23 protein-coding genes and 1 pseudogene are annotated in these 25,556 nt (G+C 70.0%); 10 read left to right on the forward strand and 14 right to left on the reverse strand.

Annotated features, from left to right (window positions below):
- Positions 1 to 905: 905 nt before the first annotated feature.
- Genes OG715_RS00715 through OG715_RS00730 form a run of 4 tightly spaced genes read right to left on the reverse strand, consistent with a single transcriptional unit; the run spans position 906 to position 3,691 of the window.
- A complete protein-coding gene (locus OG715_RS00715; RefSeq protein ID WP_327063522.1) occupies positions 906 to 1,271 on the reverse strand; it encodes a hypothetical protein in 366 nt (121 codons plus the stop codon).
- Complete coding sequence (locus tag OG715_RS00720) at positions 1,268 to 2,644, reverse strand: molybdopterin cofactor-binding domain-containing protein (RefSeq protein ID WP_327064196.1); 1,377 nt, start codon at positions 2,642 to 2,644, stop codon at positions 1,268 to 1,270. Before OG715_RS00720 ends, OG715_RS00715 begins: the two co-directional genes overlap by 4 nt.
- The gene (locus OG715_RS00725; protein WP_327063523.1) at positions 2,628 to 3,176 is read right to left on the reverse strand and encodes a hypothetical protein; all 549 of its coding nucleotides are present in this window, start codon (positions 3,174 to 3,176) and stop codon (positions 2,628 to 2,630) included. The genes OG715_RS00720 and OG715_RS00725 overlap by 17 nt, the downstream gene beginning before the upstream one ends.
- Positions 3,173 to 3,691, reverse strand: a complete 519-nt coding sequence (locus tag OG715_RS00730; protein ID WP_327063524.1) for a (2Fe-2S)-binding protein — start codon at positions 3,689 to 3,691, stop codon at positions 3,173 to 3,175. Before OG715_RS00730 ends, OG715_RS00725 begins: the two co-directional genes overlap by 4 nt.
- An 86-nt stretch (positions 3,692 to 3,777) precedes the next feature.
- Here OG715_RS00730 and OG715_RS42335 point away from each other — a divergent pair.
- Positions 3,778 to 4,176 (forward strand): annotated as a pseudogene (locus OG715_RS42335) (MFS transporter); the annotation flags it as partial.
- Positions 4,177 to 4,182: 6 nt separating this feature from the next.
- Positions 4,183 to 4,440: a hypothetical protein gene (locus OG715_RS00735; RefSeq protein ID WP_327063525.1), complete on the forward strand. Its 258-nt coding sequence runs from the start codon at positions 4,183 to 4,185 to the stop codon at positions 4,438 to 4,440.
- Between the two features lie 357 nt (positions 4,441 to 4,797).
- On the opposite strand, the gene OG715_RS00740 is transcribed toward OG715_RS00735, so the two are convergent.
- Positions 4,798 to 5,370 (reverse strand): hypothetical protein, encoded by a 573-nt coding sequence (locus OG715_RS00740; protein ID WP_266315390.1) that lies wholly within the window; start codon positions 5,368 to 5,370, stop codon positions 4,798 to 4,800.
- A 413-nt stretch (positions 5,371 to 5,783) separates the two neighbouring features.
- Here OG715_RS00740 and OG715_RS00745 point away from each other — a divergent pair, with 413 nt between their 5' ends.
- Both OG715_RS00745 and OG715_RS00750 read left to right on the forward strand, forming a co-directional pair.
- Positions 5,784 to 6,308, forward strand: coding sequence for a hypothetical protein (locus OG715_RS00745; RefSeq protein WP_327063526.1), 525 nt, complete (start codon positions 5,784 to 5,786; stop codon positions 6,306 to 6,308).
- Between the two features lie 115 nt (positions 6,309 to 6,423).
- Positions 6,424 to 6,963: a hypothetical protein gene (locus OG715_RS00750; RefSeq protein WP_327063527.1), complete on the forward strand. Its 540-nt coding sequence runs from the start codon at positions 6,424 to 6,426 to the stop codon at positions 6,961 to 6,963.
- 144 nt (positions 6,964 to 7,107) lie between these two features.
- Here OG715_RS00750 and OG715_RS00755 read toward each other — a convergent pair whose 3' ends face one another.
- The 4 genes from OG715_RS00755 to OG715_RS00770 all read right to left on the reverse strand — a co-directional run bounded on the left by OG715_RS00755 (position 7,108) and on the right by OG715_RS00770 (position 11,988).
- The gene (locus OG715_RS00755; RefSeq protein ID WP_327063528.1) at positions 7,108 to 8,430 is read right to left on the reverse strand and encodes a sulfate adenylyltransferase subunit 1; all 1,323 of its coding nucleotides are present in this window, start codon (positions 8,428 to 8,430) and stop codon (positions 7,108 to 7,110) included.
- Complete coding sequence (gene cysD, locus OG715_RS00760) at positions 8,430 to 9,386, reverse strand: sulfate adenylyltransferase subunit CysD (protein WP_327063529.1); 957 nt, start codon at positions 9,384 to 9,386, stop codon at positions 8,430 to 8,432. Before cysD ends, OG715_RS00755 begins: the two co-directional genes overlap by 1 nt.
- Before the next feature lie 119 nt (positions 9,387 to 9,505).
- Positions 9,506 to 10,876, reverse strand: coding sequence for a pyridoxal phosphate-dependent decarboxylase family protein (locus tag OG715_RS00765; RefSeq protein ID WP_327063530.1), 1,371 nt, complete (start codon positions 10,874 to 10,876; stop codon positions 9,506 to 9,508).
- 278 nt (positions 10,877 to 11,154) lie between these two features.
- Entirely contained in the window at positions 11,155 to 11,988 is an 834-nt protein-coding gene (locus tag OG715_RS00770; protein ID WP_327063531.1) for a hypothetical protein, read from the reverse strand.
- A gap of 148 nt (positions 11,989 to 12,136) precedes the next feature.
- Between OG715_RS00770 and OG715_RS00775 the strand changes: the two genes are divergently transcribed.
- The 4 genes from OG715_RS00775 (at position 12,137) to OG715_RS00790 (ending at position 15,410) form a co-directional block, all read left to right on the forward strand.
- A complete protein-coding gene (locus OG715_RS00775) occupies positions 12,137 to 12,736 on the forward strand; it encodes a hypothetical protein (RefSeq protein WP_327063532.1) in 600 nt (199 codons plus the stop codon).
- 73 nt (positions 12,737 to 12,809) lie between these two features.
- Positions 12,810 to 13,472, forward strand: coding sequence for a sulfotransferase family protein (locus tag OG715_RS00780; protein ID WP_327063533.1), 663 nt, complete (start codon positions 12,810 to 12,812; stop codon positions 13,470 to 13,472).
- A gap of 318 nt (positions 13,473 to 13,790) precedes the next feature.
- On the forward strand, positions 13,791 to 14,528 hold the full coding sequence (locus tag OG715_RS00785) for a hypothetical protein (protein ID WP_327063534.1): 738 nt from the start codon (positions 13,791 to 13,793) through the stop codon (positions 14,526 to 14,528).
- Positions 14,529 to 14,852: 324 nt separating this feature from the next.
- Positions 14,853 to 15,410, forward strand: coding sequence for a hypothetical protein (locus OG715_RS00790; protein ID WP_266315383.1), 558 nt, complete (start codon positions 14,853 to 14,855; stop codon positions 15,408 to 15,410).
- A 207-nt stretch (positions 15,411 to 15,617) separates the two neighbouring features.
- Here the strand turns inward: OG715_RS00790 and OG715_RS00795 are convergent, their stop codons facing one another.
- The 3 genes from OG715_RS00795 to OG715_RS00805 all read right to left on the reverse strand — a co-directional run bounded on the left by OG715_RS00795 (position 15,618) and on the right by OG715_RS00805 (position 20,597).
- Positions 15,618 to 16,934, reverse strand: coding sequence for a hypothetical protein (locus OG715_RS00795; RefSeq protein WP_327063535.1), 1,317 nt, complete (start codon positions 16,932 to 16,934; stop codon positions 15,618 to 15,620).
- A gap of 335 nt (positions 16,935 to 17,269) precedes the next feature.
- The gene (locus OG715_RS00800; RefSeq protein ID WP_327063536.1) at positions 17,270 to 18,385 is read right to left on the reverse strand and encodes a hypothetical protein; all 1,116 of its coding nucleotides are present in this window, start codon (positions 18,383 to 18,385) and stop codon (positions 17,270 to 17,272) included.
- Between the two features lie 355 nt (positions 18,386 to 18,740).
- Complete coding sequence (locus OG715_RS00805; RefSeq protein ID WP_327063537.1) at positions 18,741 to 20,597, reverse strand: APC family permease; 1,857 nt, start codon at positions 20,595 to 20,597, stop codon at positions 18,741 to 18,743.
- Between the two features lie 546 nt (positions 20,598 to 21,143).
- Here OG715_RS00805 and OG715_RS00810 point away from each other — a divergent pair.
- A complete protein-coding gene (locus OG715_RS00810; protein ID WP_327063538.1) occupies positions 21,144 to 21,932 on the forward strand; it encodes a bestrophin-like domain in 789 nt (262 codons plus the stop codon).
- 785 nt (positions 21,933 to 22,717) lie between these two features.
- On the opposite strand, the gene OG715_RS00815 is transcribed toward OG715_RS00810, so the two are convergent.
- Both OG715_RS00815 and OG715_RS00820 read right to left on the reverse strand, forming a co-directional pair.
- A complete protein-coding gene (locus tag OG715_RS00815; RefSeq protein WP_327063539.1) occupies positions 22,718 to 22,807 on the reverse strand; it encodes a K(+)-transporting ATPase subunit F in 90 nt (29 codons plus the stop codon).
- Positions 22,808 to 23,557: 750 nt separating this feature from the next.
- Positions 23,558 to 24,391 (reverse strand): endonuclease/exonuclease/phosphatase family protein, encoded by an 834-nt coding sequence (locus OG715_RS00820; protein ID WP_327063540.1) that lies wholly within the window; start codon positions 24,389 to 24,391, stop codon positions 23,558 to 23,560.
- 490 nt (positions 24,392 to 24,881) lie between these two features.
- Between OG715_RS00820 and OG715_RS00825 the strand changes: the two genes are divergently transcribed.
- Positions 24,882 to 25,178 carry a hypothetical protein gene (locus tag OG715_RS00825; protein ID WP_327063541.1) on the forward strand — a complete coding sequence of 99 codons (297 nt, stop codon included), beginning with the start codon at positions 24,882 to 24,884 and terminating at the stop codon, positions 25,176 to 25,178.
- Positions 25,179 to 25,556: the final 378 nt, after the last annotated feature.

Below are 25,556 nucleotides of genomic sequence, written 5' to 3' on the forward strand. Positions count from 1 at the left end.
GCCGACGCGAGCACTCCGCACGGCCGCACCCCGGAGCACGCCGGATCTGCCCGCGCGGAAGGGCCCGGTACCGTTTCGGGACTTGCCGCACCCGGTCATGAGGTCGCGGGCCCGGGTGAACCGGCCCGGCCCCCGGAGTGCGAGCGGCTCGCTGGCCGTGGGACTGTCGGCACCGCCGTGGCCGGCGATCTCCTCGAACGCAGTCCACGCTCACTGGCCATGCGGTCGCCCTTGCGTCCGGCGATGCCGGCGAGCGGCGGTCCGCCTCGGTACGACCTGCGGCAGGATTTGACGATGACATCGTGGCTGGTCAGCCTTCGCGCTCGCACGCGTCGGCAAACTCGAACAGCAACGCGCCCTTGACCGCTGGAGTCCGGCAGTTGTGCGACAGCTCTCGGGTCCTCGGTCGGATGCGACGAAACCCGCGCCGCAACTCGGGCCGGGGTCGACTTCTACGGCGGGACAGGACCGCCCGAGGGCTGCCGCAGGTCGGCGGCGAGCGGCCCGGCGCGGGCTTCGTAGCAGCTTGCTCGTACTGGCGCTCCGTCACCGGCGCGAAGGCCTCTGGACACCTCCACCCTTCGGGGCACCGCCCCAGAACCGCCTCCAGGTCGGGGCCCGGCGTTCATGCGACGCCAGTATGCCCATTGTGCGCGCCAATACCAGGACGGCACAGGGAGGAATCGGGCGCCTCGGTGCATGGCTGTCCTGACCTCACGCGGACAGCGGACCTGGCGGTCACGCACCAACTGACGGGTGGCGGTCCGTCGGTGGGTTCGAGTCCGTCGCACGGGTCGGCGCCGCCCTCATGGCCGACTCGCGCAGGGCACCCTGAGCCGGGTACCCGGGGCCTTCAGCGCGCGTCACGACGGCACCTTGGGTTAATGGCCCGCGCGTAGTACCCGTCAGGATTCGAGGGGGTCGACCAGCGCGGCGGCCTCGAAGCCAGTGCAGTGGACGACCACCGTCACCATCAGGCGGGAGGAGCCGACGGGCGTGTGGAAGGTGATGACCACTTCCTCCGCTTCCCTGCCGTGGCCGCGGTCGAGACAGACCCGGTGGTCGGTGTCCGGGCGCAGTCCGTGGATCCGCTGCACCGAGCCGGGGCGGGCTTGGAGCACAGAGGTGAGCCGCCACTGGGTGCCCTCTCGTGCCCACAGCAGCACCCGGCGGACCGGTGGGTCTGTGCGGGCCGGAACTTCCAGTCCCAATTCCAGTGTTATTCCTGCCAGTTCATCGGCCTGACCGGTCAGCTTCAGGGGGCCGTTCACGATCGACCGCTCCGTTCGACGGTGGCCTGAAGGTGGTGGAGGGTGTCCGGGAGCATCGGCGCCCGGTCGATCACCGTGCCCAGGGCGTCTTCCACGGCTGAGGCGATCACTGCGGCCACCGGGATCACGCCTGCCTCGCCGACTCCCTTGGCGCCGAGCGGGTTCAGCGAGGTCGGGTGCCGCAGGTGGTCGATCTCGATGTCCGGGACATCGGCCGCCCCCGGTGTCAACAGATCAGCGTAGGTGGTAGTGAGCTGGTTGCCCTCGGGCGTGTGGACGATCCGTTCGAACAGCGCGCCGGCGAGACCTTGGGCGACGCCGCCGCGGATCTGGCCCTCGACGAGCATCGGGTTCAGCGGATTCCCGCAGTCGTGCACGACCACGTAACGAAGGACCGTGGTCCGGCAGGTCTCGGGATCGGTCTCGACCACGGCCACGTGCACACCGTAGGAGCAGGTGGCCCGGCGTGGGGCGAAGTAGGCGGTGGAGTCGAGGCCAGGCTGCTCTCCTGGGGCGAGGGCGGGCCGTTGGCGGGGCCTGGCGAACTGCGTGGCCACGAGGGACACGGTGTCGAAGGAGTAGCGCAGGGGGTTGGCAAGGACGGCGATCTGGGCGAGTGTCAGTTCCTCTGTCGGGTCGTGGCCTGCGACGATGCCGTCGCGGAGGACCAGGGCCTCGGGCTGGCGGCCCAGGTGCTCGGCGGCGACCTGCAGCGCCCTCGCTCGCACCTGGCGGGCTGCTTCGGCCGCCGCGGAGGCGGTGACGGCCGCAGTGCGTGAGGCGTAGGTGCCTGCGCCGAACGGGACGAGGTCAGTCCGGCCTGTGTCGGCGGTCACCTGGCTGATGTCACAGCCGAGCTCGGCCGCGACGACCTGGGCGAGGACGGTCTCGTGCCCCTGGTACGGGCCGAGGAGCTGAGTGGCGGTGACATGGGGGACGATGATGCCGTACGGGGTGTAGGCCCCTGTGTCATGGAGGAAACGCAGGTCGAGGGCGAGGATTTGTCCTTCGTTGTCGAAGCCGACCTCGACCTCGTGTCGCTGTCCGCGTTCCTGGCTGGTGGCGGTGAGGTTCTCGGTGCGGTCCTCGGTCCAGGCGACCGGGTGGTCGAGGTGGTGGGCGGCCCAGGCGGTCAGCACTTCCTCGGGCCAGGGGTGGACGAGCTTGCCGCCGAAGGCCCCGCCGACATCGGGCACGGTGCAGGTGACGGCGTCGCGCGGGAGGTCGAGGAAGGCGGCCACGGCTGCGGCTACGCCGTGCGGGGCCTGGCAGCTACTGATCAGGTGCAGGTGTCGACGGATCGGGTCCCAGCGGGCGAGGGTGGCGCGGGGCTCCAGCGGGGCCGCGGTGCTGCGTTCAACTTCCAGCCGCAGGCGGAGCCGGTGGGGCGCACCCTGCCATGGCGGCCGGGACGTCGCCGGTGTGCTGGGCGTGGCGCGCGGCGGTGTTGCCGGGGATGTCCGGGTGCACCAGGTGGTCTGCCCGGTCGGCTGCGCCGAGCCCGACAACCGCAGGCCGGGGCCGGTAGCGGACGCGGACGAGTTCCTGGGCGTCCTGTGCGGCGTAGCGGTCACGTGCGACCACCAGGGCGACCGGCTCCCCCGCGTAGCGGACCTCGCGGTGTGCCAGCACGTGGCCGGTGCGGGGATGGGTGAGGTCGTGGTGCGGGATGAGCAGCGGCAGCCGACGGCGCATGGAGGGTGGCAGGTCCTGGTAGCTCACGGCGGCGACCACTCCCGGATGGGCGCGGGCTCGGTCGCAGTCGACCACGTCGATCTCGGCTGCGGCGTGGGGGCTGCGGACGACGGCGCAGCTGTAGGCCGTGGGGCCGAGGTCGTCGGTGAAGCGGCCGCGGCCGGTGAGCAGCCTGTGGTCCTCGGTGCGTGGGTGGCTGGTGCCGATCACGGTGGTGTGCTCCTGGCGGATTCGGTGCGGACCGATGGCTGTGGCAGGCGCGCTGCTGACACGGTGGCGTCGATCACGGGCTGGTAGCCGGTGCAGCGGCAGAGGTGACCGGTGAGCACCTCACGGACCTGGTCGCGGTCCGGCGTGGGGCAGTGGTCCAGGAGGTGGGCGACGGCGATCAGGAGTCCCGGGGTACAGAAGCCGCACTGGAGGGCGTGTCGGGCTCGGAACGACTCCTGGAGGTGACTGAGACTGCCGTCGGCCGGGCTGATGCCTTCAACAGTGGTGACAGCACTGCCGGACGCGGCGACGGCCAGTACGAGGCAGGAGCGGGCCGGGTGGCTGTCCAGCAGAACGGTGCAGGCGCCGCACTGCCCCACCTCGCACCCGATGTGGGTACCGGTCAGGTGCAGGTCACGGCGCAGCAGGTCGCACAGGAGGAGGCGGTCCGTCACTTCGACAGTGTGGTCGGCGCCGTTTATCCGGAGGTGAACGGTGCTGGTCGGCTCGGTCATCGTCGAGCCTCCGGGCACGGGGGTGCGGCGCGCTCCGACACCGGTCCGGTGCGCCCGATCCCGGTCCGGTACGGGCCGCCGCGGTCCTGGGTGGAGTACTGTTCGTCGTCTTCAACGGCTACACCTTCTTCTACGCCATGTACTTGCAGCGATCGGCCGGCGCCGCACCGTTGCGGGCTGGCCTGCTGATGACCCCTGCGGCGCTCGCGCTACTTCTCGCGGCCGCAGCGAGCAGCCGCATGTTGTCGCGCTGCGGAGCTCGCCGTACGGCAGCTGTCGGGGCGGCAGCCGTTGTGGGCGGCACATGCATGCTGTCCGCTCTGTTGCGAACAGGCCCCGGCCTGGCGCAGCTGACAGCGTTCCTCATCTTCGGTTCCGGCGCCGGGATCCTCAACTCCTGCGTCGGCATAGTTGTTTCACGATCGGTACCGTCCGACGGGGCAGGGCTGGCGACGGGAGTCCTCGCAGCTGCCCGAATGCTTGGCGGGGCCGTGGGGGTCGTTGTGGTCTCCGTCGTACTCACGGCCGGGTACCGCCACGCCCTGACTTCTCCGGACGGGCCCGGCGCGCAGATCGGGCCGGGCCAGCGGCAGGAGGCGCTGCAGCTTCCGCCGTCCGTGGCACCCGGACGGCAGTCGCTGGCCGCCCCCACTACCGACGCCTTCGACACCGGCTTGGAGTGGGGGCTGCTGGCAGTCTCGGCCACACTCGCGGCAGCAGCGGTCGTGACGTGCCGCTGTCTCTCCTGACGGGCCGCCTGCCGACTCCGACCACGGCCCCGGTGGTGGGGCCGGTCAGGCAAAGGCGAGGCTGATCGGCCTGCAGCCGGCGGAACGGTTCCGGATGGGCTTCGCGTTCGCTGAGCCGGATCCTGGGGCATGGGCGCGTTCCAGCTCTCCGTCGCGTGCTGTCCGCGGCCCGGCCGCCGCCGGGCCGGCGACGGTGGTCCGCCGGGGCACCGCAGCCGTGGCGCGACCGGACCCGCAGTCCTCATCAGCCGGGCAGCCTCCTTGCGCGCGGCCTTGTAGTCATGTTCCTCGTCGGGCGAACGAACGGGTGGTGGCGCGGGCCCGGTTCGCCAGGATCCGTGGCGGGTCTCGATGTGCTCAGGGCGAGGCCAGTGTGAGGGTGATGGGGCCCGAGCTGGTGGTCAGCCCTGCCGGGGTCAGGCATGCGGTCAGGTCCGTGCTGGCGAGAACGATGGTGTTGACCACGGCGGCGCCCGTGAAGTCGCCGGCGGTCACACTGCCGGACAGGACCAGGACGGTCACACCGTCGGGGCGCACCGACACTCCGCCGGTGAAGGTGAAGTCGGAGGGGGTGGTTCCGAGGTTGGACCAGGTGACCCGGCCGCTGCCGGTGGAGTTGCCGCCCAGGCAGGTGAGCGGCCCGCCGCCGGTGAAGGTGATCGTTCCGGAGGTGTGGTTCAGGTCGAGCGACACGCAGGCCGCCAGTGTGCCGCTCGCACTGAGGGAGACGGAGGGGTTGGGGGGTGCCGGCGGCAGGGCGGGGAGCTTCAGCCCGGGGGTGTAGGTGATGGTCTCCGTGCCCAGCGGACACGTGACGAGGGCGGTGGTGGCGGTGGCGGACGGGGTGGCCGCGATCCATGCCCCGGCGGCGGTCAGCGCCGCCGCGCAGAAGGCGGTTGTGCGGGTACGACGAGTGACGCTTCGGCCCATGGCTGCACTCCTCTGTCGTGCGACTGGTGGCACCCGGCGAAGTGGCTCGAACCGACCGAGGTGGTTCTGCCGGTTCCGTCAGCTTCGCGGCTCGGCACCGGGCGACACAGACCCTGACCGCACTCTCGGTGTACAGAATCGCCGAAGCGTTCAGCGGTGCGCGCGGCAGGACCCGGGTCCGGCAGACCGACAGTGATCGGCGACCGACGGATGCCCCTGAAAGGGTTCCTGCCGACGTCACCGGCGCACAACCGGGCCGGTGTCCCCGGCTCCGGAGCGCGCGGAGCTGTACCGGGTCGGCACGGCGCCGCACCGGGCGCGCCGAATCAGGTCCGCCTGCGCCTCTGGGCACGAAGGGCAGAGCGGGTCACCCTGATGCGACCCCCATCATGCGCTTGACGTCAGGAGACAGAATGCGCTTCTCCCTCCGGCTCTCCACGACACTGTCCGCCACCGCCCTGGCAGCGCTACTGACACCGGCCGGCCCCGCCAACGCCGATACCGCCCTCCTGACCTGCACGGAGAGCACGACGGCCACCTACAGCCCGGCGATCGTCAACACCCCGCAGGGCATCACCGTCAACGCGAGCGGCACCGCGTCGTGCACCGGACTTCCTCCCGGCTACACGTCCGCCACCACCTCCGACCAGTACACCGTGACCCTCGGCTGCACCGACCTGCTGCAGTTCCCGACAGGCACCAAGACCTACACCTGGAACAACTCCGCCACCAGCACGTTCAGCTTCACCCGGATCAACAACAGGGTGGTCAACGGCACGACGGTGGTCGAGCTGATCGGCAGCATCACCGCCGGCACCTTCCAGGGCGCCGTGGTCAACGCGACCGCGACCGCACTGAACAGCCAGCTCGACGCCTGCTCGACGACCGGAGTCTCCGAGCTCGACTACACCGGAGCCCTGGCCATCCTCGACCTGTAGGTACCACCCGCTTCGAGGACTCCGCGCACACCACGGCACCGACCTGCGGCAGGACAGCCGCCGACTGCCGAGGAACGGGCTCCGGGACCTCGGACACCAGTAAGGAGACTCATCGATGAAGCGGAACCCTGTCATCGGCCTGCTCGGCGCGCTGACGTTGGCCACAGCCGCCGTCACGACAGGCTCAGCGGCTCAGGCAGCCGCAGGAGACGTCCTGTGCACGGCCCCCAGCAGCGACTCCTCCACGTACTCGCCTCCCCTGAGCCTGACCCCGGCCAGCACCACCGTGACCATCACCCGAGACCTGAACACCTGTACGTCACTGAGCGTGCCCGCCATCAACTCGGCACCTGTCACCGTCCACCAGGTGACCATCTCCTCCTACTCGTGCCCCACCCTCCTCAACTCCGCCCCCACCGTCATCACCTTCACCTGGAACAACGGCGCGACCACCGTCGTCACGGGGACCAGAACCGTCAACCTCGCCGGAGCCGCCCTCACCACCACGGTGACAGGCACCGTCACCTCCGGCCTGTTCACCGGCGACACAGCCGTCTACCAACTCGTCGCTCCCTCGGCGGCTGTCCTCGCGTGCACCCTCGGCCTGGGAACAGTCTCCAGGATCGACAGCATCGCCACCCTCACCATCGACTGAGCCAGGCAGCACGTCTGCGGAACCCTGCGGCCGGCCGAAACCCGGGCGCCTGGAGGCGGTCCACGCCTTCGGGTACCGGGATCAGTCCCCAAGAAGATCTGATGGTCCGACATATATGCACCGTCACGGAGTGAACGCCCTCCTTCATCCGAAGGCTTCGCCCGCCATGCCGGCGGTGAGGGTGGTGCCGTCGGCCGGGTCGATCAGCAGGAACGATCCGGTCCGGCGGTTGTCCGTGTAGTCGTCGAGTGCCAGCGGTTCGGCGGTGCGCAGCACCACGTGGCCGATGTCGTTGACGTTCAGGCCGTCGGCGCCGGAGCGCTGTTCGAGGGTGTCGATGTCGATCCGGTAGCTGATGTCCTTGACCAGTGCCCGGACGGTGCGGGTGGTGTGCTTGAGCAGCACCTTGTCGCCGGCCCGCAGCGGACGCTCGTTGAGGTGGCTGACGGTGGCCTCGATGTCCTTGGTGGGGACGGGGGCCGGGCCGGCCGCGATGAGGTCGCCGCGGGAGATGTCGATGTCGTCGGCCAGGCTCACGGTGACCGACTGGGGGGTCCAGGCGATGTCGGTGGCGCGGCCGAGCACGTCGATACCGGTGACGGTGGTGGTGTGGCCGGAGGGCAGCACGGTGACCGGGTCGCCGACCCGCAGCACGCCGGAGGCCAGCTGGCCCGCGTAGCCGCGGTAGTCCGGGTGCTCCTCGGTCTGCGGGCGGATCACGTACTGGACCGGGAAGCGGGTCGGCTCGGCGCTCGGGTCGCTGCCGACCGGGACCGTCTCCAGGTGCTCCAGCAGGGTCGGGCCGCCGTACCAGTCCATGTGCGCGGAGGGCTCGACGACGTTGTCCCCGGCGAGCGCGGAGATCGGGACCGCGAGCACGTCCCCGATGCCGAGCGAGGCCGCGTAGGCGGTGAACTCGGCGGCGGTGGCGGCGAAGACCGGCTCCGCGTAGTCGACCAGGTCCATCTTGTTGACGGCCAGCACGACGTGCGGGACCCGCAGCAGGGCGGCGACGGCGGCGTGCCGGCGGGTCTGCTCGACGACGCCGTTGCGGGCGTCGACCAGGACGACGGCCAGCTCGGCGGTGGAGGCTCCGGTGACCATGTTGCGGGTGTACTGCACGTGCCCGGGGGTGTCGGCGAGGATGAACCGCCGCCGGGGGGTGGCGAAGTAGCGGTAGGCGACGTCGATGGTGATGCCCTGCTCGCGCTCGGCGCGCAGGCCGTCGGTGAGCAGCGCCAGGTCGGGCGTCTCCTGGCCGCGGCTGAGGGAGACGCGCTCGACGGCCTCCAGCTGGTCGGCGAGCACCGACTTGGAGTCGTGCAGCAGCCGGCCGACCAGGGTGGACTTCCCGTCGTCGACGGAGCCGGCGGTGGCGAAGCGCAGCAGCGAGGTGGCGGTGCCGGTCCGGGTGGTGCCGGTCCGGGTGGTGCCGGTCGGGGTGGTGCCGGTCGGGGTGGTGCTCATTAGAAGTATCCCTCGCGCTTGCGGTCTTCCATCGCGGCCTCGGAGAGCTTGTCGTCGGCCCGGGTGGCGCCGCGCTCGGTGAGGCGGCTGGCGGCGATCTCGGCGATGACGGCCCGGATGGTGGCGGCGTCGGAGTCGACGGCGCCGGTGCAGGACATGTCGCCGACGGTGCGGTAGCGGATCAGCCGCCGCTCGACGGGCTCGTCGTCCCTGGGGCCGCCCCACTCGCCGGCGGTCAGCCACATGCCGCCGCGGGCGAAGACGTCGCGCTCGTGGGCGTAGTAGATCTCCGGGAGGTCGATGGACTCGCGCTCGATGTACTGCCAGACGTCCAGCTCGGTCCAGTTGGAGAGGGGGAAGACGCGCACGTGCTCGCCGACGGCGTGCCGGCCGTTGTAGAGCGACCACAGCTCGGGGCGCTGGCGGCGCGGGTCCCAGGCGCCGAACTCGTCGCGCAGGGAGAAGACGCGCTCCTTGGCGCGGGCCTTCTCCTCGTCGCGGCGGCCGCCGCCGAAGACGGCGTCGAAGCGGCCCTTCTCGATGGCGTCGAGCAGGGGGACGGTCTGCAGCGGGTTGCGGGTGCCGTCCGGGCGCTCGCGCAGCCGGCCGTCGTCGATGAAGTCCTGGACCGAGGCGACGTGCAGGCGCAGGTTGTGCTCGGCGGCCACGCGGTCCCGGTAGGCGATGACCTCGGGGAAGTTGTGGCCGGTGTCGACGTGCAGCAGCGAGAACGGGATCGCGGCTGGCCGGAAGGCCTTGAGCGCCAGGTGCAGCATGACGATGGAGTCCTTGCCGCCGGAGAACAGGATCACCGGGCGCTCGAACTCCCCCGCGACCTCGCGGAAGATGTGCACCGACTCGGCCTCCAGCGCGTCCAGGTGGGACAGCGCGAAAGGCCCCCCTGAATTCTGGTCGGGGTCCTCGGTACGGAGCGGGCTGTCCGTCGCGGTGGTCATGCCGGAATCCTCCTCCACACGTCGTGTGAGTGCTTATCGGTGGACCTGCCTGCGAAACGGGCCAGTGCGCCTTGTGGACCGGGGCCTGCCTCGGGTGAATGTCTCCGTATGCCGTGATGTCAGGCTCGCAGTGCGCGGGCCTCCTCTTCGAGACGGCTGTGCATCTGTCCGAGGTAGATCTCGGCCTCGGGCTTCATCAGGACACTGCGGAGGATCCGCGCTTCCGGCAGGTCCGCCGCAACGCCGAGGGGTCGTTTCGTGAAGGCCTGCGCCGAAGCACGTGAAACGCTCACGTACAGCGGATCGGAAGACACCGAGCACCGGTCCGAGAGGGCCTGTGCCACTCGGTCCACAGCACCCATAGTGCGTAAGGGAGTTGCGGGGAAGTAGGTGACGATGTCGAGGTCCGGCTGCTGGAAGAGTTCCAGCTCCGGGGAGTCCTCGAGGAGTGCGGACCACCGCACGGCCGCCCGGCGTCCGGGGGCCAGGACCGAACCGAGACCGGACGCGGTCAGGGGGAAGACCTGGAGGGTGAGCCACAGGGCCGCTGCGGCCGCCCCGGGACGCGAGCATTCCAGGCTGATCTCTCCGAGGTGAGGTCGACCGGAGGTGTAGTAGGTGTACGGCGAATCGTGCCGGTAGAACCGGGCAACCTCCGGGTCGGCGAACAGGACGGCTCCGCAACCGTAGGGCTGCAGACCATGCTTGTGCGGATCCACCACGACCGAGTCGCACCGGCTGATGGCACGCCACGGGTCGGGGTCTCCGAGCGGCCGGTCGGGCTCGTCGGCGAGCAAGCGGAAGAACCCGCCGTAGGCCGCGTCCACATGGACGCGGGCTCCGGCGTCACGGGCGAGGTCGACGATGGTGTGGATGGGATCGACAGCACCCGTACCGGTGGTGCCCGCGGTGGCCACAACGGTTCCCACCCGACCGGTGGCGAGCAGTTCGCGCAAGGCGGCTTGGTCCATCCGCCCGTGCTCGTCGGCCGGGACTTGGTGGATCTGCATGCCGAGGAGATGACACATGCGGGTGTGGGTGTAGTGCGCTTCGGCGCTGGCTGCGACGCCGAGGTGCGGGTGGGACTCACGGGCGACGAAGAGGGCTTCGAGATTGGCCATCGTTCCTCCCCCGGTCAGGTGCCCCAGGGGGGTGGCGAAGCCCACCATACCGGCCAGCAGACCGACGGCCTCCTCCTCCAGGGCGGTGGTGGCGGGGCCGCCGTCGAGTGCGTGGTTGTTCGGGTTGACGAGCATGGCGGCGAGCTGACCGACGACCGCCACCGGGTGCGGGGGCTTGATCATCTGACCCGCGTACCGTGGGTGGAAGAACGGGTAGCACGTCGCGAGCGCCTTTCCGAGACGCTGGAAGGCGTCCTCCAGTTGCCGCTCGTCCACGGCGGTCGCCGAATGGCGCACCGGCTCGCCGAACTGCTCCGTCCAGGCCTCGTGCTCGTCGACAGCGCGAAGAAGCCAGCGTGAGAGGTCCATATGTTCTCCGTAAGGTATTGCTCCGCCCGGAGGGGCCGGATGCGGCTTGTCGGGTCTTGCTTCCAGTGACGCCGAAGAAGCGACCGACCGGCTCTCCGGGGCTACCGGGCTTGTCTTTCCCGTCCTTGCGAGGGCCTTCGACTGCCCCACGCACACGTGCTGCTGCGCGAAACCCGGGTCTGCGCCCCACCCTGGCAGTCGCGCAGTCGGCTCGACCCGGTCAGTCGTCAAGGCTCCTCCGTACGATCGACCAGAAGTGCACAGGCTCCGTTCGCCCCTCAGCCACCGGCCGCCGAACGGTACCTGGCCCGGTGGAGGCGTTCCAGGACCAGGAGGGAGTCGTCACTGCCGGCGAGGGAGGGGCGCCGTCCGACGAAGCGAGCGCAGACACCGTGATGCGCGGCCCCGGCTTGGCCGAGGGCTGCGAGCAGCGCGCGCCGGGCGGTGCAGTCCGGATGGCAGAGGCGCGCGTGGTGCTCACCCCAGACGCCCAATTCCTTGATGAGGGCACGGTGATCGGCGGACCAGAGGCCGGAGAAGCCTTCCAGTGGCAGACCCGGTGGCGCCATTGCCGGCCGCACCGTCCGATGGTAGGACGCCTCGTCGAACGCCGCGGTCAGCGCCATGACTGCCGCTCCCGCGCGAAGAACGTGCGCGGCCGCCACCACGCCTGTGAAGCGGCAGCTGCCGGAGCGGGCCTGGCGCAGAGCCACGACCGCCAACTGGTTCAGGGTGAAGAAGAGTCGGTGTCCGGTCTTCCACCGTTCCAGAGGTTCGACATCCTCGGACCGTCCGGTAGCCAGGCCGGGGACAAGGCGGAGGCCGGCCAGGCGGGCAGCCCGGGTGATCGCGGTCCGCTGGTGCGGCTCGGCCCAGGCGCAGCCGATGGTCAGTGTCGTCCTCAGGGCGTGGGCGAGGACCGAGGCGGGCTCCCCCGAGGACCGGATGACGCCGAAGAACTCGTCGTAGCACCTCTCACGTGGACTTCTCCGGGGCTTGGGCGTTCCCGGGTGCGGTGCGCCGGGGCCGCCCACCGCCGCCCGCAGTGCCATGAGGGTCTCCGGCAGGTGGTCGGGATGCGGGAGGAGGAGAGCGGGTGCGGGCACGGTCATGGAGGTCATGCAACGGCAGCCGGTGGACGGACGCGAGCCGGATGGGCCGAACAGGAGAACCGGGACGCCCTGAGTTGCGGCGTACACGGACCTTGCTTGACTGGGGGAAGTCCGTTCCGTAACTGCTCGTATCCGAACTGGAGTTGTCATGCGTTTCCCCCGCCGGGCCCTTCCGTGCCTCGCCGCCCCGATCGCCGCCCTTGTCTGGCCTGCCGCCGCCTCGGCCTACGCACCATCCGCCGTCGCCGAGATCAGGGCCCTGACGGCCGTCTCCTGCGTCATCGGCGGATCGGGCAGCTTCGCCGACTCCGCCAACCCCTCACAGGGAATCACCAACCTGAGCCCGCGCAGCGTCGACGTCACGGCCTCCGCATCGGGTTCGTGTCTCGACCTGCGGACCGACAAATCGGCAACGGGCGGCCGCTCCATCGTCAACAGGGCGGTGAACATCTCCGGTCACCTGGACAGCGCCACCTGTGTCCTGGCCTCCGGGCACTACACGGCGACGGCCACATGGACCCTCGACGACAGTTCGACGGTCACGAGCACCAACACCATCGACATCGTGGCAGGCAACTTCCTGGAGAACGTCCCGGGTGTCGGAACGGTCGACAGCGGACTCTTCTCAGGGGCGACGGTGGAGAACAACACTGTCCTGACCAACGTCCTCTCCAACACCGCGGCCTGCGCCAGGACAGCCGGCCTCAGCAACTACCACTTCACCACCCAGGTCAACGTCCTGCAGTGACCCGGCGGGTCAATCCGGCCGACGGAGCATGCCGTGCATGGCATGCTCCGCTTCATTCCGAAGGAGCACCACGATGGACGTCATCGGCGCGGGCTTCGGTCGCACCGGGACCGCCTCGCTGCAGAGTGCCCTGCAGATACTGGGGTACGGACCGTGCTATCACTGGAAGACCCTGATAGCGGAGCCACAGAGAACTGCTCACTGGTACCAGGTCCTGTCCGACACCGCTGCGGGCGGAGCAGTAGGCTGGGACACCGTCTATGCCGGGTTCCGGGCGGCGGTCGACTGGCCCACCGCCGCGTTCTGGCGCGAGCTCGCGGACTTCTACCCCGAGGCCAAGGTCATCCTGACGGTCCGCGAACCACATGAGTGGTACGCCAGCTTCGCGCAGACCATCTCCGTCGCCCTCGGGGCAACCCCGCCCCTGGCCACCACGCGAGCAGCGATGAACGAGCACGGGATCCCCGGCGCCGTCGCAAGTGACGACCTCATGTACCGGGTGATCACCGATCGGGTCTTCGGAGGGCGGGTCCACGACAAGGACGAGGTTCTGGCCGTGTACCGGGCGCACGTCAACGCGGTCGTCTCCCACCTGCCCACGGAGCGCCTGCTGCTCTTCGATCCCACCGCAGGCTGGGGCCCGCTGACCGAGTTCCTGGGCGTCCCCCAGCCGCTGGACGCCTATCCGCACATCAATCGGCGCAAGGACTTCTGGCAACTGTGCGCCCCAGCGTGACGGCGCGCCCCGACGAAGGCCGGTTCGATGCGGTGCGCACGTGGTGGTGGAGCATTCTGTGGGCTGCGGCACCGGTCAGCGCTCCTTCGGCTTCGACCGGGACGACACCACCGTCTCCGCGACTCATGGGAAACCAGACCCACCACACGGGACGCGCGCTTAACACGTGCGAACTCTTTACACCTCTGCACCGTCCGGACAGTGAAGCCGGAGGAGCCTTGGGACGATACGTCCTGACGTGGGAACGTTCGCGGGCCGAGCACTGCAGGGCTGGCCCCAACGACCCACTTCGCCAAGCACCGTTGAGGGGACATCATCTTGTTGTCGCAGCTTGCCAAGCGGATCGAGCGCGTCTTCGATACGCGGGACGGGATCGGAGCGGCCGCCCTGTGCGCCGCGCACTACCGCGAACACGGGCTGCTGCCCGCTGCGGTGACGGGTGCCCGGCCCGGGTTGGCGGATCTCCTGGCGGGACTGCCGCCGGACTTCCGCTACAACCTAGACCTCGCCGTCGTAGAAGGCTCCCTCCTCGCCATGATCGGGACATGCGAGGGTCTGGCGGACGGGCCCCTGGCCTCCGTCGACCTCTTCAGGACGCACCAGGGCCTGCTCGTCGAACACTGGGACGCGCTCGGCCCCCTGCAGGACCCGCCCCACGGTCTGCCGAGCCTGCGGCCCTACGGCCCGACCAGTGGGGCGAGTCCGGTCAACACCGAGCGCGCGGTGCAGCTGATGCGACAGGACCCCTTGGAGCACGTGGTGTTCGCAGACCGGTTGTGCGAGCGTTTCGGCGCGCACGCCGAATCCCGACGGGCCGTGAACGGCGCGCGGCGCAGGCTCGAACGGACCGTGGCCGAGGGCGACTACGTACTACTGCAATCGACCTTGACCGCGGATGCGAGCGACAACCTGGCGTACGACCTGTTCGAGTTCGGCCACGACGACGCGGTCCGTCGCTGGTCCCTCACCGACACGAGGACAACCCCCGAGCCCTCCGTACCGGCCCGACGCAGCGGTCCGCTCAACCGCCTCGGCGTCTCCGGCGTCCAGACGTGACCTGTGGCGCCCCGGGCGCCGGCTCCGACTGCTGTCCGGCCGGTCCTGACACCGAGAAGGTCTGCCGGTCAGGCGGCACGATCCCGTCTACCCGGCCACAGTGTTAAGAACCGGTGGCGACCGGCGGCGATATCGTCCCGGCGCTGCCCCAGGCCCGGCCGACGGGCGGCCGGGCCACCGTCGATACGACGTCCGCACGCAACCGCACGCGACCGGATGGTTGCACGAGACTCGGAGGGGAGCAGTCTGGACGGTGGGCCGCGAGCAGCTGCGGGCGATCGCCCGCAGCTGCCGGGAACAGCCCTGACCGGAACGGAGACCCGGATGACACACCGTACGAAGATCCTGCGCTCGACGGCCGCCCTCGCCGTCGTGGTTCCGATTCTTCCGCTGTTCGGCAGCACCGGTGCTTCGGCAGCCCCGCTGACGACCACGATCACCTGCAGCGGTCAGTCGAACATCAGCTACTCCCCGCCCCTGACCAACACCCCGCAGGCCACCAGCATCACCGCGCACGGCGATCTCGGCTCACTCGCCAGTCCGGGCCTGTGCCTGGCGGTCGGGGCGACCGTCGCCTCGGCCTACTACGACGAGAGCTTCACCAACCCGTCGCAGTCCTGTTCCTCCGGCGTGGCCACTCAGAGCGGCACCAGGGTGTTCACCTGGGACAACGGCCAGACCAGCACCTTCCCCTACACCACCACCCTGACCAGCGTCGGCGGGCAGAGCGCCTCCTTGCGCACCGGAACCATCAGCGCGGGCCGGTTCGCCGGTCTCAGCGCCGAGCAGGTCACCATCGTCCCGAGCCTGGACCCGCTGGCATGTGCCGGTGCGGGCATCGCCGGCACCACGTCCCAGACCACACTCACGATCGGCCCCTGAAGCGGGCCGGTGCCGCCTCGGTCGGCATCCACGGCCCCGGTGCCCGGATTGCCACCCGTCGGACGGCAATCCGGGCACCGGGGCCGACGGCAGGGCACCGCTACGGTCCGATCAGCCCCGGTGTCCTCGGGGTCGAACGGAAGCGGTCACGCGGTGCGGCGCACCGCGTGACCGCTTCCGTCGAGGTTCAGGCCTCCATGCCGGTGGTCAACTCCGTTCGGCCGTCACAGGGAACACCTCACGACACGTGGCCAGTACCGCACGTGCCCCAGAATTGTGGCGATACGGTGCCAGGCAGGCGCGCATGGTCGCGGCCGCGCGGTTCAGACGCCGGGAACGGATTCCTCGCCCGGCGGTCAGGAAGTCCTGCCAACGGGCGCAGGCCGCCTCCAGGTACCCACGTTCCAGTTCCAGCTCCGCCTGACGGGCGAGGACCAGCGCGCGAGACCGGATTTCGTGGGCGGGCCGGAGCCGGGATGCCTCCTTCAAGGCGGCCAGAGCCCCGGCGGAGTCGCCCAGGTGGCGGCTGAGCGCGGCCCGGTGGTGGGCCAGCGAGGCCAGGTTGTAGGCGCCGACCGGGGGGGTCGCCGCGATGTCCGCCCGACTCAGGCTCAGTTCGGCCAGGGCGAGTCGTTCCAACGCCACCTTTCGCTCTCCCATCGCCGCCGTGCACAGGGCGAGTTGACCGTTGAGGAACGCCAAGGTACCCGGCCCGGCCCGGCAACCTGCGGAGGTTCCTGCCTCTGCGAGGCTGTATGCCTGCCGGTAGTGCCCGAGCGACCAGGCCTGGACGCTCAGTGCCCGTAACGCCAGCGCCAGTCCGTACGAATCTCCTGCCTCGTCCGCCAGCGAGGCGCTGATCCGGTAGTAGCGCTGGGCGGGGCCCTGCAGGTCGTCGTCGAAGTGCAGGAATCCACCGAGGTAGGTCAGCCTGGCTGCTTCGATGAGCAGTTCGTTCCGGATTGCGGGGCGTCCTGACAATCTGAGCCAGGGGACGACCGTGCTGTCGAGGTAGGAGGTGAACGCCTGCCTCACTGCCCCCGCGCCGAAAGTCTGGTCGGTCCGCGACAGCAGGACGGCCATGTCGTGCACCGCTCTGACGTGCTGCTTGCCGAGCTGCGGCGGTACGGCAGGCCCTGGCGCCAGGCCACGGGTACGGCCCTCCGCACTGGTCGGAACGTGGCCGAGTTCGGCCAGGCGGTAGACCGCGGTACGGGGCACCGGAAGCATCCCCTCCAGATCGCCGCCCGGTGTACCCGGCTTGCCGGCGGTGGCCATGCCCAGATCGGAGGGAGTCACTTCGCGTCCCAGCCGACGACTGAACGCCTCGGCCACCAGGATCCGCACCTCCGCCCTGGGCATGGAGCCGTCCAACCACTGCGCCACTGACGGTCGCCGGTAGCGCAGTCCCAACCCACTCTCGGCACCGAGGGCGTTGACGGCCGAAGCCAGACCGTCCCCACTCCATTTCGCTTCCCGGAGCAACGCCCTCAGAAGGGCGTTCTCAGGACGCGAGGCGATCATGTTCGACTCCCTTGCGAACGGGTGCCAGTTAACGCAGTTCTGTACGGACCGCACCGAACGGGAACGCAAATACTGCCAGTGTTACCGGAAGAGCATCCGCGAAACCAACCAGTCGGTGCGACCGCGGGACCATCTTGCATATGACGCAGCCGACGGGTACCGGACCTGCGGCACAGCGTTCGTCCGACCAGAGTTCGAACGTCCGACAGGTGACACCACCTGGACCCCTGCCGTCGGCCCGCAGGCAAGAGCACCCGCGAACCACCCTCGACAGCACATGCCAGCCCCGGGTCGCCGCATCCTCCCCCTGCCGCGGCGCACGGTGGCGGTCCGCGCTAGGGAAGAGTGATCGGCGCGTTCTCGTAGATGTTCGTACTGACGTCCGTCCGCACGCGGCGGTGAACGATACTCAGCGGCCCCAGCCCTGCGAGCACCTCAAGGATGTCTGTCACCGTCACAGCGTCCTGGTCCGCTTCGGCAAGGCCGTCGTCGGTCGCCACCAGGCCGACAGTCGCGGCCGGGGCGATCTCGTCCGGCAGAAGCTCGGCCAGCGACCTGATCCTGCGCGGGGACCCTCCCCCCGCAAGCACCGCCGGATGTGGCTCGGCCTTCCCGGTCAGCAGTGTCAGATCGCTGGCTTCGGCAACAGCCCGGTAGGCCCACCGCGCGTCGGAGGCGACGTAACACCACTGATCGGGGTGCTGACCGCGCAGTTCGGGGTACCGGTGCCGGAGCTCGCGCAGGAGCGGGACGATCTCCTCGACGACCGCACACGGTCGCACGACGAACGAGATGCGCGATTCGTCCTTGACCTCCAGCCCCGCCACCGCCTCCGGCCCGCCGACCTCAACGACCGATCCGGCCGGCCTGGGCACGGTCTCACGCCCTGCCGGTCCGGGACGGCGGCGGTCGTCCCGGTGGCCGAGGAGGAGAACGGTGTCACCCCGGTCCAGGTAGGAGCGGACCGTGGCATCCACCGTCCTCGCTGCGCGGCACACCTCTTCACCGTCATTCCCCAAGTCCCCTTCGGGGCCGCTGCGCTCGGGCAACGGTGGCCTGCCACCCCGACCGTATCCGCACGGCCGGGAGGTGAGTGCCACCAGCGCGCGACGGGTCCTGAGCGTCCGCGACCAGCGTCGCACTACATCCTCGGCCAACTCCGCTCTCCGGGACCCACCCGCGACCGCGATGCCCACGGCCCGCCCGTCGAGATCGAGATAGGTCGTCGTGGCCAGCACTCCGGACCGCGCGGATCCGATCGTGGCGCTCGGGCGCCCGATGGTACCTGGCGCGAACTCACGGACGGGTGCGGGACATCCCTGCCCGGCCATCCAGGCCGCAACGAGGGGCGCCGCCGGGCAGACGACCCGCCCGCGGACGGGATGGGTGAAGCCGCTGACGACGAAGATCTCCTCGTCGGCGATCGTCGACAGATCGTAGGCCTCAGCCATTCGCGTTCTGTTCATTTCTTAATACCCTCCGACTGGAATTTTGCACGGCGTGCAACCGAATCTTCTAGATCGCCAGATGTTCGTAGAGCGATCGCTAGTGGATTGCGCCTGTCCGCGAGGGGATGAACAATCCGCAAAGCCGCCCCTGGACCCGGTACATCCGATGTGAGCGCCTCGTGACCTGATGTCCGGCCACCCTCAACCGGCAGCGGCAACCCCCGCCGTCGCCGCCTGATGACCCGGAATCACCGGCACGGAGCCCCAGGCCACCCGCCTGGGGCTCCGTTCTGGCAGGTCCGATTCCACGTTGGCGCCCTGGGCCCCCGGCCTCCTGGACGTGGTCACCCGACCTTGGTCACGGGAAGGGCACGGGCAGGTCAGTGCGTGAGGTGACAGCGGAGTCGAGATGGTAGGGGACGGTGGAGACCACGGCGGCGGTGCGGCGGCGCAGCAGTGCGGCCAGGACAGCGGAACGGCGGCCTTGGAGCAGGCGGTCGCGGTGGCGGCGCGGGAGCTTCTCGGGGAGGAGGACGGTGACGTCGTGGCCCGCGGCGGTGGCTCGTTGGACGTACTGCACGATCGGGCCGAGCAGGGAGTGATGCGGGCTGGGGAGCACTTCGAGGGGGACGCCGGGGTTCCACTCCTCCCACTGTCGGGTGATGGTGGTGGCGGTCGCGTCCTGGCTGTGGACGTTCACGGCGACGACGGTGCCGCCCAGCGAGAGCGCGCGAGCCAGGGCGTGGGAGGTGACCGCGCTCAGTTCGCCGACCGGGACGATCACCAGGCCTCGGCCCGCCTGGGGCCGGGCGGGAAGTCGGCCGATGCCGGTGGCGCGGGCGACCGCGGCGTAGTACCGCTCGACCCGGGTGAAGAGCAGCATCAGCAGCGGCACCACCACGACGACGACCCACGCTCCCTCGGTGAACTTGAAGACCAGCAGGACGCCGGTAGCGGTGAGGGTCAGGACCGCGCCGGTACCATTGAGGACGCTCAACCGCCTCCAGTGTGCAGGGCGCCTCCGGCACCAGTGCCGGACCATGCCGAGCTGGCTGATGGTGAAACCGATGAAGATCCCGAGCGCGAACAGCGGGATCAGGCGGCCGGTCACCGCTCCGGTGGCCGCCAGCAGCAGGGCGGTGAGTGCTGCGAGCGTCAGCACTCCGGCGCGGTGCACCGGGCGGGCCGAGCGGAGGGCGAAGACGTGTGGCATGCGGTCGTCCTTGGCGAGCAGGGCGAGCAGGACCGGCAGTGCGCCGAAGCTGGTGTTGGCGGCGGCCGCGAGCAGCAGTGTCACGGTCAGATTGGCCGCGTAGTAGAGCCATCCGGTGCCGAGCGAGTGTGCGGTGAGCTGGGCGAGGACGGTGACATCGGCCCGAGGGACGACGCGGTCGCGGGTGAGCAGGTAGCCCAGGCCGGTCAGCGTCAACGCGAGCAGCACACCGAGCAGGACCTGGGTGCGCTGGGCGGTGCGCACGCGCGGCTCGCGGAAGACCGGGACGCCATTGGCGATCGCCTCCACCCCGCTGATCGCGGTGCAGCCGGAGGCGAACGCCTTGAGCAGGAGCAGCACTCCCAAGCCCTGGGTGACGGCGACAGAGGGCGGACCGCCGACCTCGCCGATCGGGGCGGGGTGCAGCAGACCTGCGGCGATGACGGCCAGGACGAACAGGACGAACAGGACAGTCAGGGGCATCAGCAGGCGGGCGCTCTCCGCGAGCCCGCGCAGGTTGACGGCGGCGAGCAGGACCAGAGCGGCCAATGCCACCGGCAGCAGGTGGCCGTTGAGCACGGGGAAGGCGGAGGCGAGGCTGGCTGCACCGGTGGCCAGGCTGACCGCCGCGGTGAGGACGTAGTCGACCACCAGCCCCGCTGCCGCCAGTCTGCCGATGCGCGGGCCGAACTCCCGCTTGGCGACGGCGTACGAGCCCCCGCCGTCGGGGTGGACAGCGATCACCTGACGGTATGACAGCACCAGTGTGCCGAGCAGCACCGCGATGACGATGTTCAGCGGCAGCATCCCCTCAATCGCCCCGGTGCCCGCCACGGCCAGGACCACCACGGCAGCCTCCGGGCCGTACGCGACCGAGGTCAGCGCGTCCAGCGACAGGGCCGGCAGCCCGCCGAGGGCGGTGAGGTGGTCGCGGTCCGCGAGCCGGCGCGAGCGCACCATCCGCCGCCACACGGAGCGGGGTCCGCGGGAGGGCTGCGACATGGCCGGGGGGGCTTGCACGACTTCGGGCGTGAGGGGGTTCGGTACGGACATCGGCGTCGGCATGAGCGTCCTCCGTCGTTCGGCGTGAAGCAGTGCGGCGGTGCGGCTCCGGCGCCGGTTTCCGGTGGCGTTCGCGAAGGCCGGCGACGGAGCCGCAGCGGCCTCAGGCGGTGAAGGTCCAGGGGGCGGTACCGGTGGTCCGGGTCGGCTCGGGGGACCCGTGCGTTCATTTCTAGCGCGCGTGGATGCGGGAGTACCCGGGGAAAGTCCCGGGCGCCCACCCGGGGAAAGTCCCGGGCGCCCACCCGGGGCTTCTCGCCGTCGCTTCCCGGGCACGCACCTCCGCACTGACCGCATGCACCACGCGGTCCCAGAACCCCAGGGGCGAAGCGGACGGCACTAGGGACTGTGCCCGGTACCGCAGGAGGCCGGCCGAGCAACAGTGGGGGCCAGGCGCTCGACCGACCCGCCAGGAGCACGCGAACACGACACGGGCCGGAGGGCGGGGACACTCATCGCAAGATCAACACTGGCACGGAGAGCGACATGGAACTGTGGCTGCTGAACACCTTCAAGACCTCCACACTGACGCTCCTCATAGTCGGCGGGATCATGATCATCGCAGTACTCGCCGCACTGCTGGTCCGCCACCGGTTCCCCGACCTCGTCAAAGGCGAGCACAACGAGATGGTCGGCACCACCCTGGGCATGTTCGGCGCGATCTACGGCATCATCCTGGCCTTCGTCATCGTCACCCTGTGGACCCAACTCGACACCGCCACCACCATCGTGGCCTCCGAGTCCACGGCCGCCGCATCCCTGGTCCGCGACGCCCGGGCCTTCCCGCAGACCGAGCAGGAAAAGATCAACGCGGCCGTCGGCACCTACGTGCACGGAGTGGTGGACATCCAGTGGCCCCAGATGCGGAACGGATCGCCCGACTACAAAGCCACCGAAGCCCGGCTTCAGGCCGTCTACGACGCGGTCCAGTCCTACGAACCCCAGACCAACAGCGAACAGTCCTACTACGACCAGGCCACTGCCAACCTCGACACACTCGTGGCCCAGAGACGAGCCCGGATCACCATGGCCACTCAGGAACTCCCCATCCTGCTCCAGATCCTGGTCTACGGCGGTGCCCTCATCATCATCCCGCTCACCCTCCTCTTCGGCGTACGGAGCAAGCGCATACAGATCCTCTTCGTCGCCTCCGTCGCCGGCCTCATCGGGTTCAGCATCCTGCTCACCCTCGTCATGGACCGCCCGTTCGCGGGCGACCTCAGCGTCTCCCCGGCCCCCTACAAATCAGGTGCCCTGGCCCAGTTCTGGCACTGACCGGAGACTCACGCCATCTCCCGGGCCGCGCCGGGGAGCGGGTCCCCGCGCCGCGAGCCCCGAAGCTCCGGAGTGCGAGGACCCGCTCGCCCGTGCCCCGGCCGGTCCGGCGGCGACCCCGCCTCCGCGACCTGTGACGACAGCGGCACCGGTGTCGGAACGCACCCCGGCACATCCCGGTTCATGCACGTCACCGAACAGTGAGGAACCGGGCGATGGCCCGGACCGTCGAGCAGGCCGTCACTGGGCCGACCCGGGGCTTGCAGAGGAAGCAGGTGGGCCAAGTGCCGCTGGGCTTCGCCTGTCACCGTCCCCGGAGGTCGGGGAGAACCTCCACGGCCTGCTGCGACCCGACGAGCGCGCCGCCCTCCCTGGCGGCGACCCGGCGGGTGGCGAGCTGCCCTGCTGCCGCTCCACCTGCACAATGACCACGACCACCCAATGGAAGGACTGGAGCGACGCGGGACCGGCCGCACCGGCTACCCGGTCCTCCGTCGCCACTCCACACCCGACCGCCCCACCGCCGAGCCCGGCGGTGAACTCCTCCGAACCGGACGGTACTTTTCGCCGCCGCGCGCCGCACTGCGCCGAGAACGCTTGCGGTTGCCGCGAAAGGCCACGCAGCAGCGCCCGGGCACGGGCTTCTCCGCAGCCCGTGCCCGGGCACCTGCGGGAGCAGAGCCGAACAGACGCGGCCCGAAGGCGGACCGCGGCTTGTCAGGGCAGGGCTGCCACGACTTCGGGGCGGCCGGTTCAGGCGGGCCCCAGTCGGTTCGGGGCGGATCTCAAAAGCGGTTCGGGTACTTCACCGCCAGCACCAGGAAGACGACCAGCAGGCCGGCCACGATCAGACCGACGATGGTTCCGACAGCCATGAGAGCCTCGCGTTCCTCCGTGCGTACGACAGGGAACTCCCGTGTACGCGCAGGCATCGAGCGGGGACGTAAGCGCTGTACCGCGGGTGACGGTTCAGCTGCCCGCCTACAGGACCAGGCTACCCGGCAAGGGCGCCTGAGCGGACGCCTGGACGGTCCGCCGTCCTGCCGGTGCGACCGTGGCGGGTCCTGCGACTCAGCGGCGGCGGGCGCGGCTTGCTCCAGGCCTGCCTGCTGCGCGCGGCCGAGCCCGAGTCCGGCAGGCCGGTAGTGGTCGGCGGCCGACCGATGCCCCTGTGCCTGGGCCATTAACTGGCCGCCGCCCAGCCGTTGACGACCGGCCCGCGCACCTGCCGCGGGAAATCGTCCTTGAATGCGCCGCCCGCACGGCCAGGACCGAACCCGGGAAACGCTCGACCAGGGCCAGGGTGACGGGGCCGGAGCGACTGCGCCGACTACTACAGCGATCCTCCCCACGAAGTCCTCCGCAGTCACCCCCGCCCCAGCCGAGGAGCCGCCCCGAACCAGGGCAGTCCAGCACGGCCACGCTGTGCCGGGTCCCCAGCGCCCTGGACTGCGGAAGCCACGACTCGGCCGCATCAGCGAATCCCGGCTCCTACGGCGCCGGCGCGCCGCACCCAGCCGATGAACCGCACAACCCTCGACAATCTCCAGGAGGTCGACCAGTACGCTGGATCGCCGTTCGACGCACCCGTTCGTCGCGTTCTCGTCAACGCGCTCGAGGCATCGTCAGGAGGTCGGGAGCGTCAGGGTCGCCTGGACCGGGCAGTGGTCGCTCGGCCACTGCCCGTCTTCCCGGTAGATGTTGATCGAGGCCGAGCTGACCCTGACTTTCGGTGTCGTCAGGATCCAGTCGAGCCGCTCGTCGACCGGCCTGGGGTCCTGCCAGTCGTTCCAGGTGGCGTACGACTGGCCCCGTTTCTCGGCCACTACCCATGTGTCCACCAGGCGTCCGTCCCCGACCAGAGTGTCGTACACCGGCTCCTTCTTGACGGCGGCGGTGTTGAAGTCGCCGGTCACGATGCACGGCAGGCTGGTGTCGAAGCGCGGCAGGCGTGCCAGGGCATTGCGCATCTGATTCCGGATCATGGTGGCGCTCGCCTGGCGGGACCGCTCGCTCTGATCGTCTGCGTGTGTGTTGATGGCATAGAACTCCTGTTGGGTCACCGTGTCCTGAAAGCGCACCCAGGTGACCATCCGGGGCGACCCCGATTCTTCGTCCCACGTCCTCCCGATGGTCAGCGGGTCCGCCTTGTCGATCCAGAAGTGCTGGTACTCCTGTGGCACCAGCCGGTCGGTGTCGTAGAAGATGGCCATGAACTCGTCGTGGCTGCCGCCCTTTCGGCCCTCGCCGATCCAGGCGTACCGCCGCTTCTGCTGTGCTGACAGGTCTCGGTGGATCTGCTTGAGCTGGCCGTAGAGCCCCTCCTGGGTGCCGAGCAGATGCGGGAGCGCACTCGTGAGGAGGCGGGCCATGACAGGCCGCCGCGTTGTCCAGGAGTTGGTGGTGGCGCTGCCCTGGTCGTCGAACTTCAAGTTGTAGGTCATGACGTCGAGTTCCATGGCACCGGTCGCGGCACCGAGCGCTTCCAGGTCTCGCTGACCACTGCGAGGCGTTGGGCGGCCCACTACAGAACGGCTGGGCGAGGCCGGCCCGGCCCTGTCGGTCGCCGGGCTGGTGACGCTCAGTGCGGCCTTCGTCGAACCGGGGCGCCTGATCCGGCTGCCGCCGGTGGCCCGTTGGTCGGGGACTGCGAGGGCTCCACACCCCGGGGCGCATGCCTGGTGCGGTGACTCGATGTGAGGAGTGCCGAACGCGGCGGCACCGACCTGATGCGCGGACGGTGTGAAGGTGCCAGGCTGGAAGGAGAGCAGGGGTGGGCTCGGTCCGGTGCGACTGCCGGAGCTTCCCCGGCTTGTCCTCCTGTGCCCCCGCTCCGCACCGGGGCCGGCCGGGCCTGCCGGCGGGAGCCACCAGTGCGCCCGGGGTGAAGTCCCGACAGCCGGGCCCCTTCCACACCCTGCCGACCGATGCGAAGGGAGTAGCAGTCCCATGACCAGCACCACGTCCACGACCCTTCTGCCACCCGTCATGGTGGGCAGGCCCTCGACCTCCGCGGAAGCGGGCAGAACCATCTACTTCTACGGGTGGGAGGACCCGGCCAACAGCCGGATCAGCACCGACAACCCGGACGTCCTCAAGGTGATCCCAGGAGCCGACCACGGCAGTTGGACCTCCACACCGTGCGCCGAAGGGATCAAGCCTGGCACGGCCTGTGTCACGATCACCCCGTCCCCGGCCGACCCGGACCAGTGCGTCCTGACCACGCGCATCACCGTCACCACCTGATCGAACGGCCGGGACCGCGGTTGTCCGGCACGGCCCCGGCCACCTCCGTCCACCGAATCCACGAGGTCTTTCGTCCCATGTCCGGAGAGCCCCATTCGTAGGCCGGTACGGGAAGCGCTCCTGCGACCTCCGGCGCACCCGAGTACTTCGCCTTCCTGGTCGAATGGATCGCAGGCACCGCGCCCGACACACTCAAGGGGTTCTTCGGCCTGAAGGTCTTCGAAGACTTCCTGATGGTGGGTCCTGGAGTACAACAGCCTGGCACTCAAGGAGGCCGACCTCGACGGCGCACGATACCTGCTGAGATCCTCGCGCGTTCGAGCGACGCGCCGCACCGTGAGCGCGTCCGCGCCGCCGCACCCCGGCCGGTGATCACCA

The sequence above is a fragment of the Kitasatospora purpeofusca genome, assembly GCF_036010405.1.
Classification (GTDB): Bacteria; Actinomycetota; Actinomycetes; order Streptomycetales; family Streptomycetaceae; genus Kitasatospora; species Kitasatospora purpeofusca.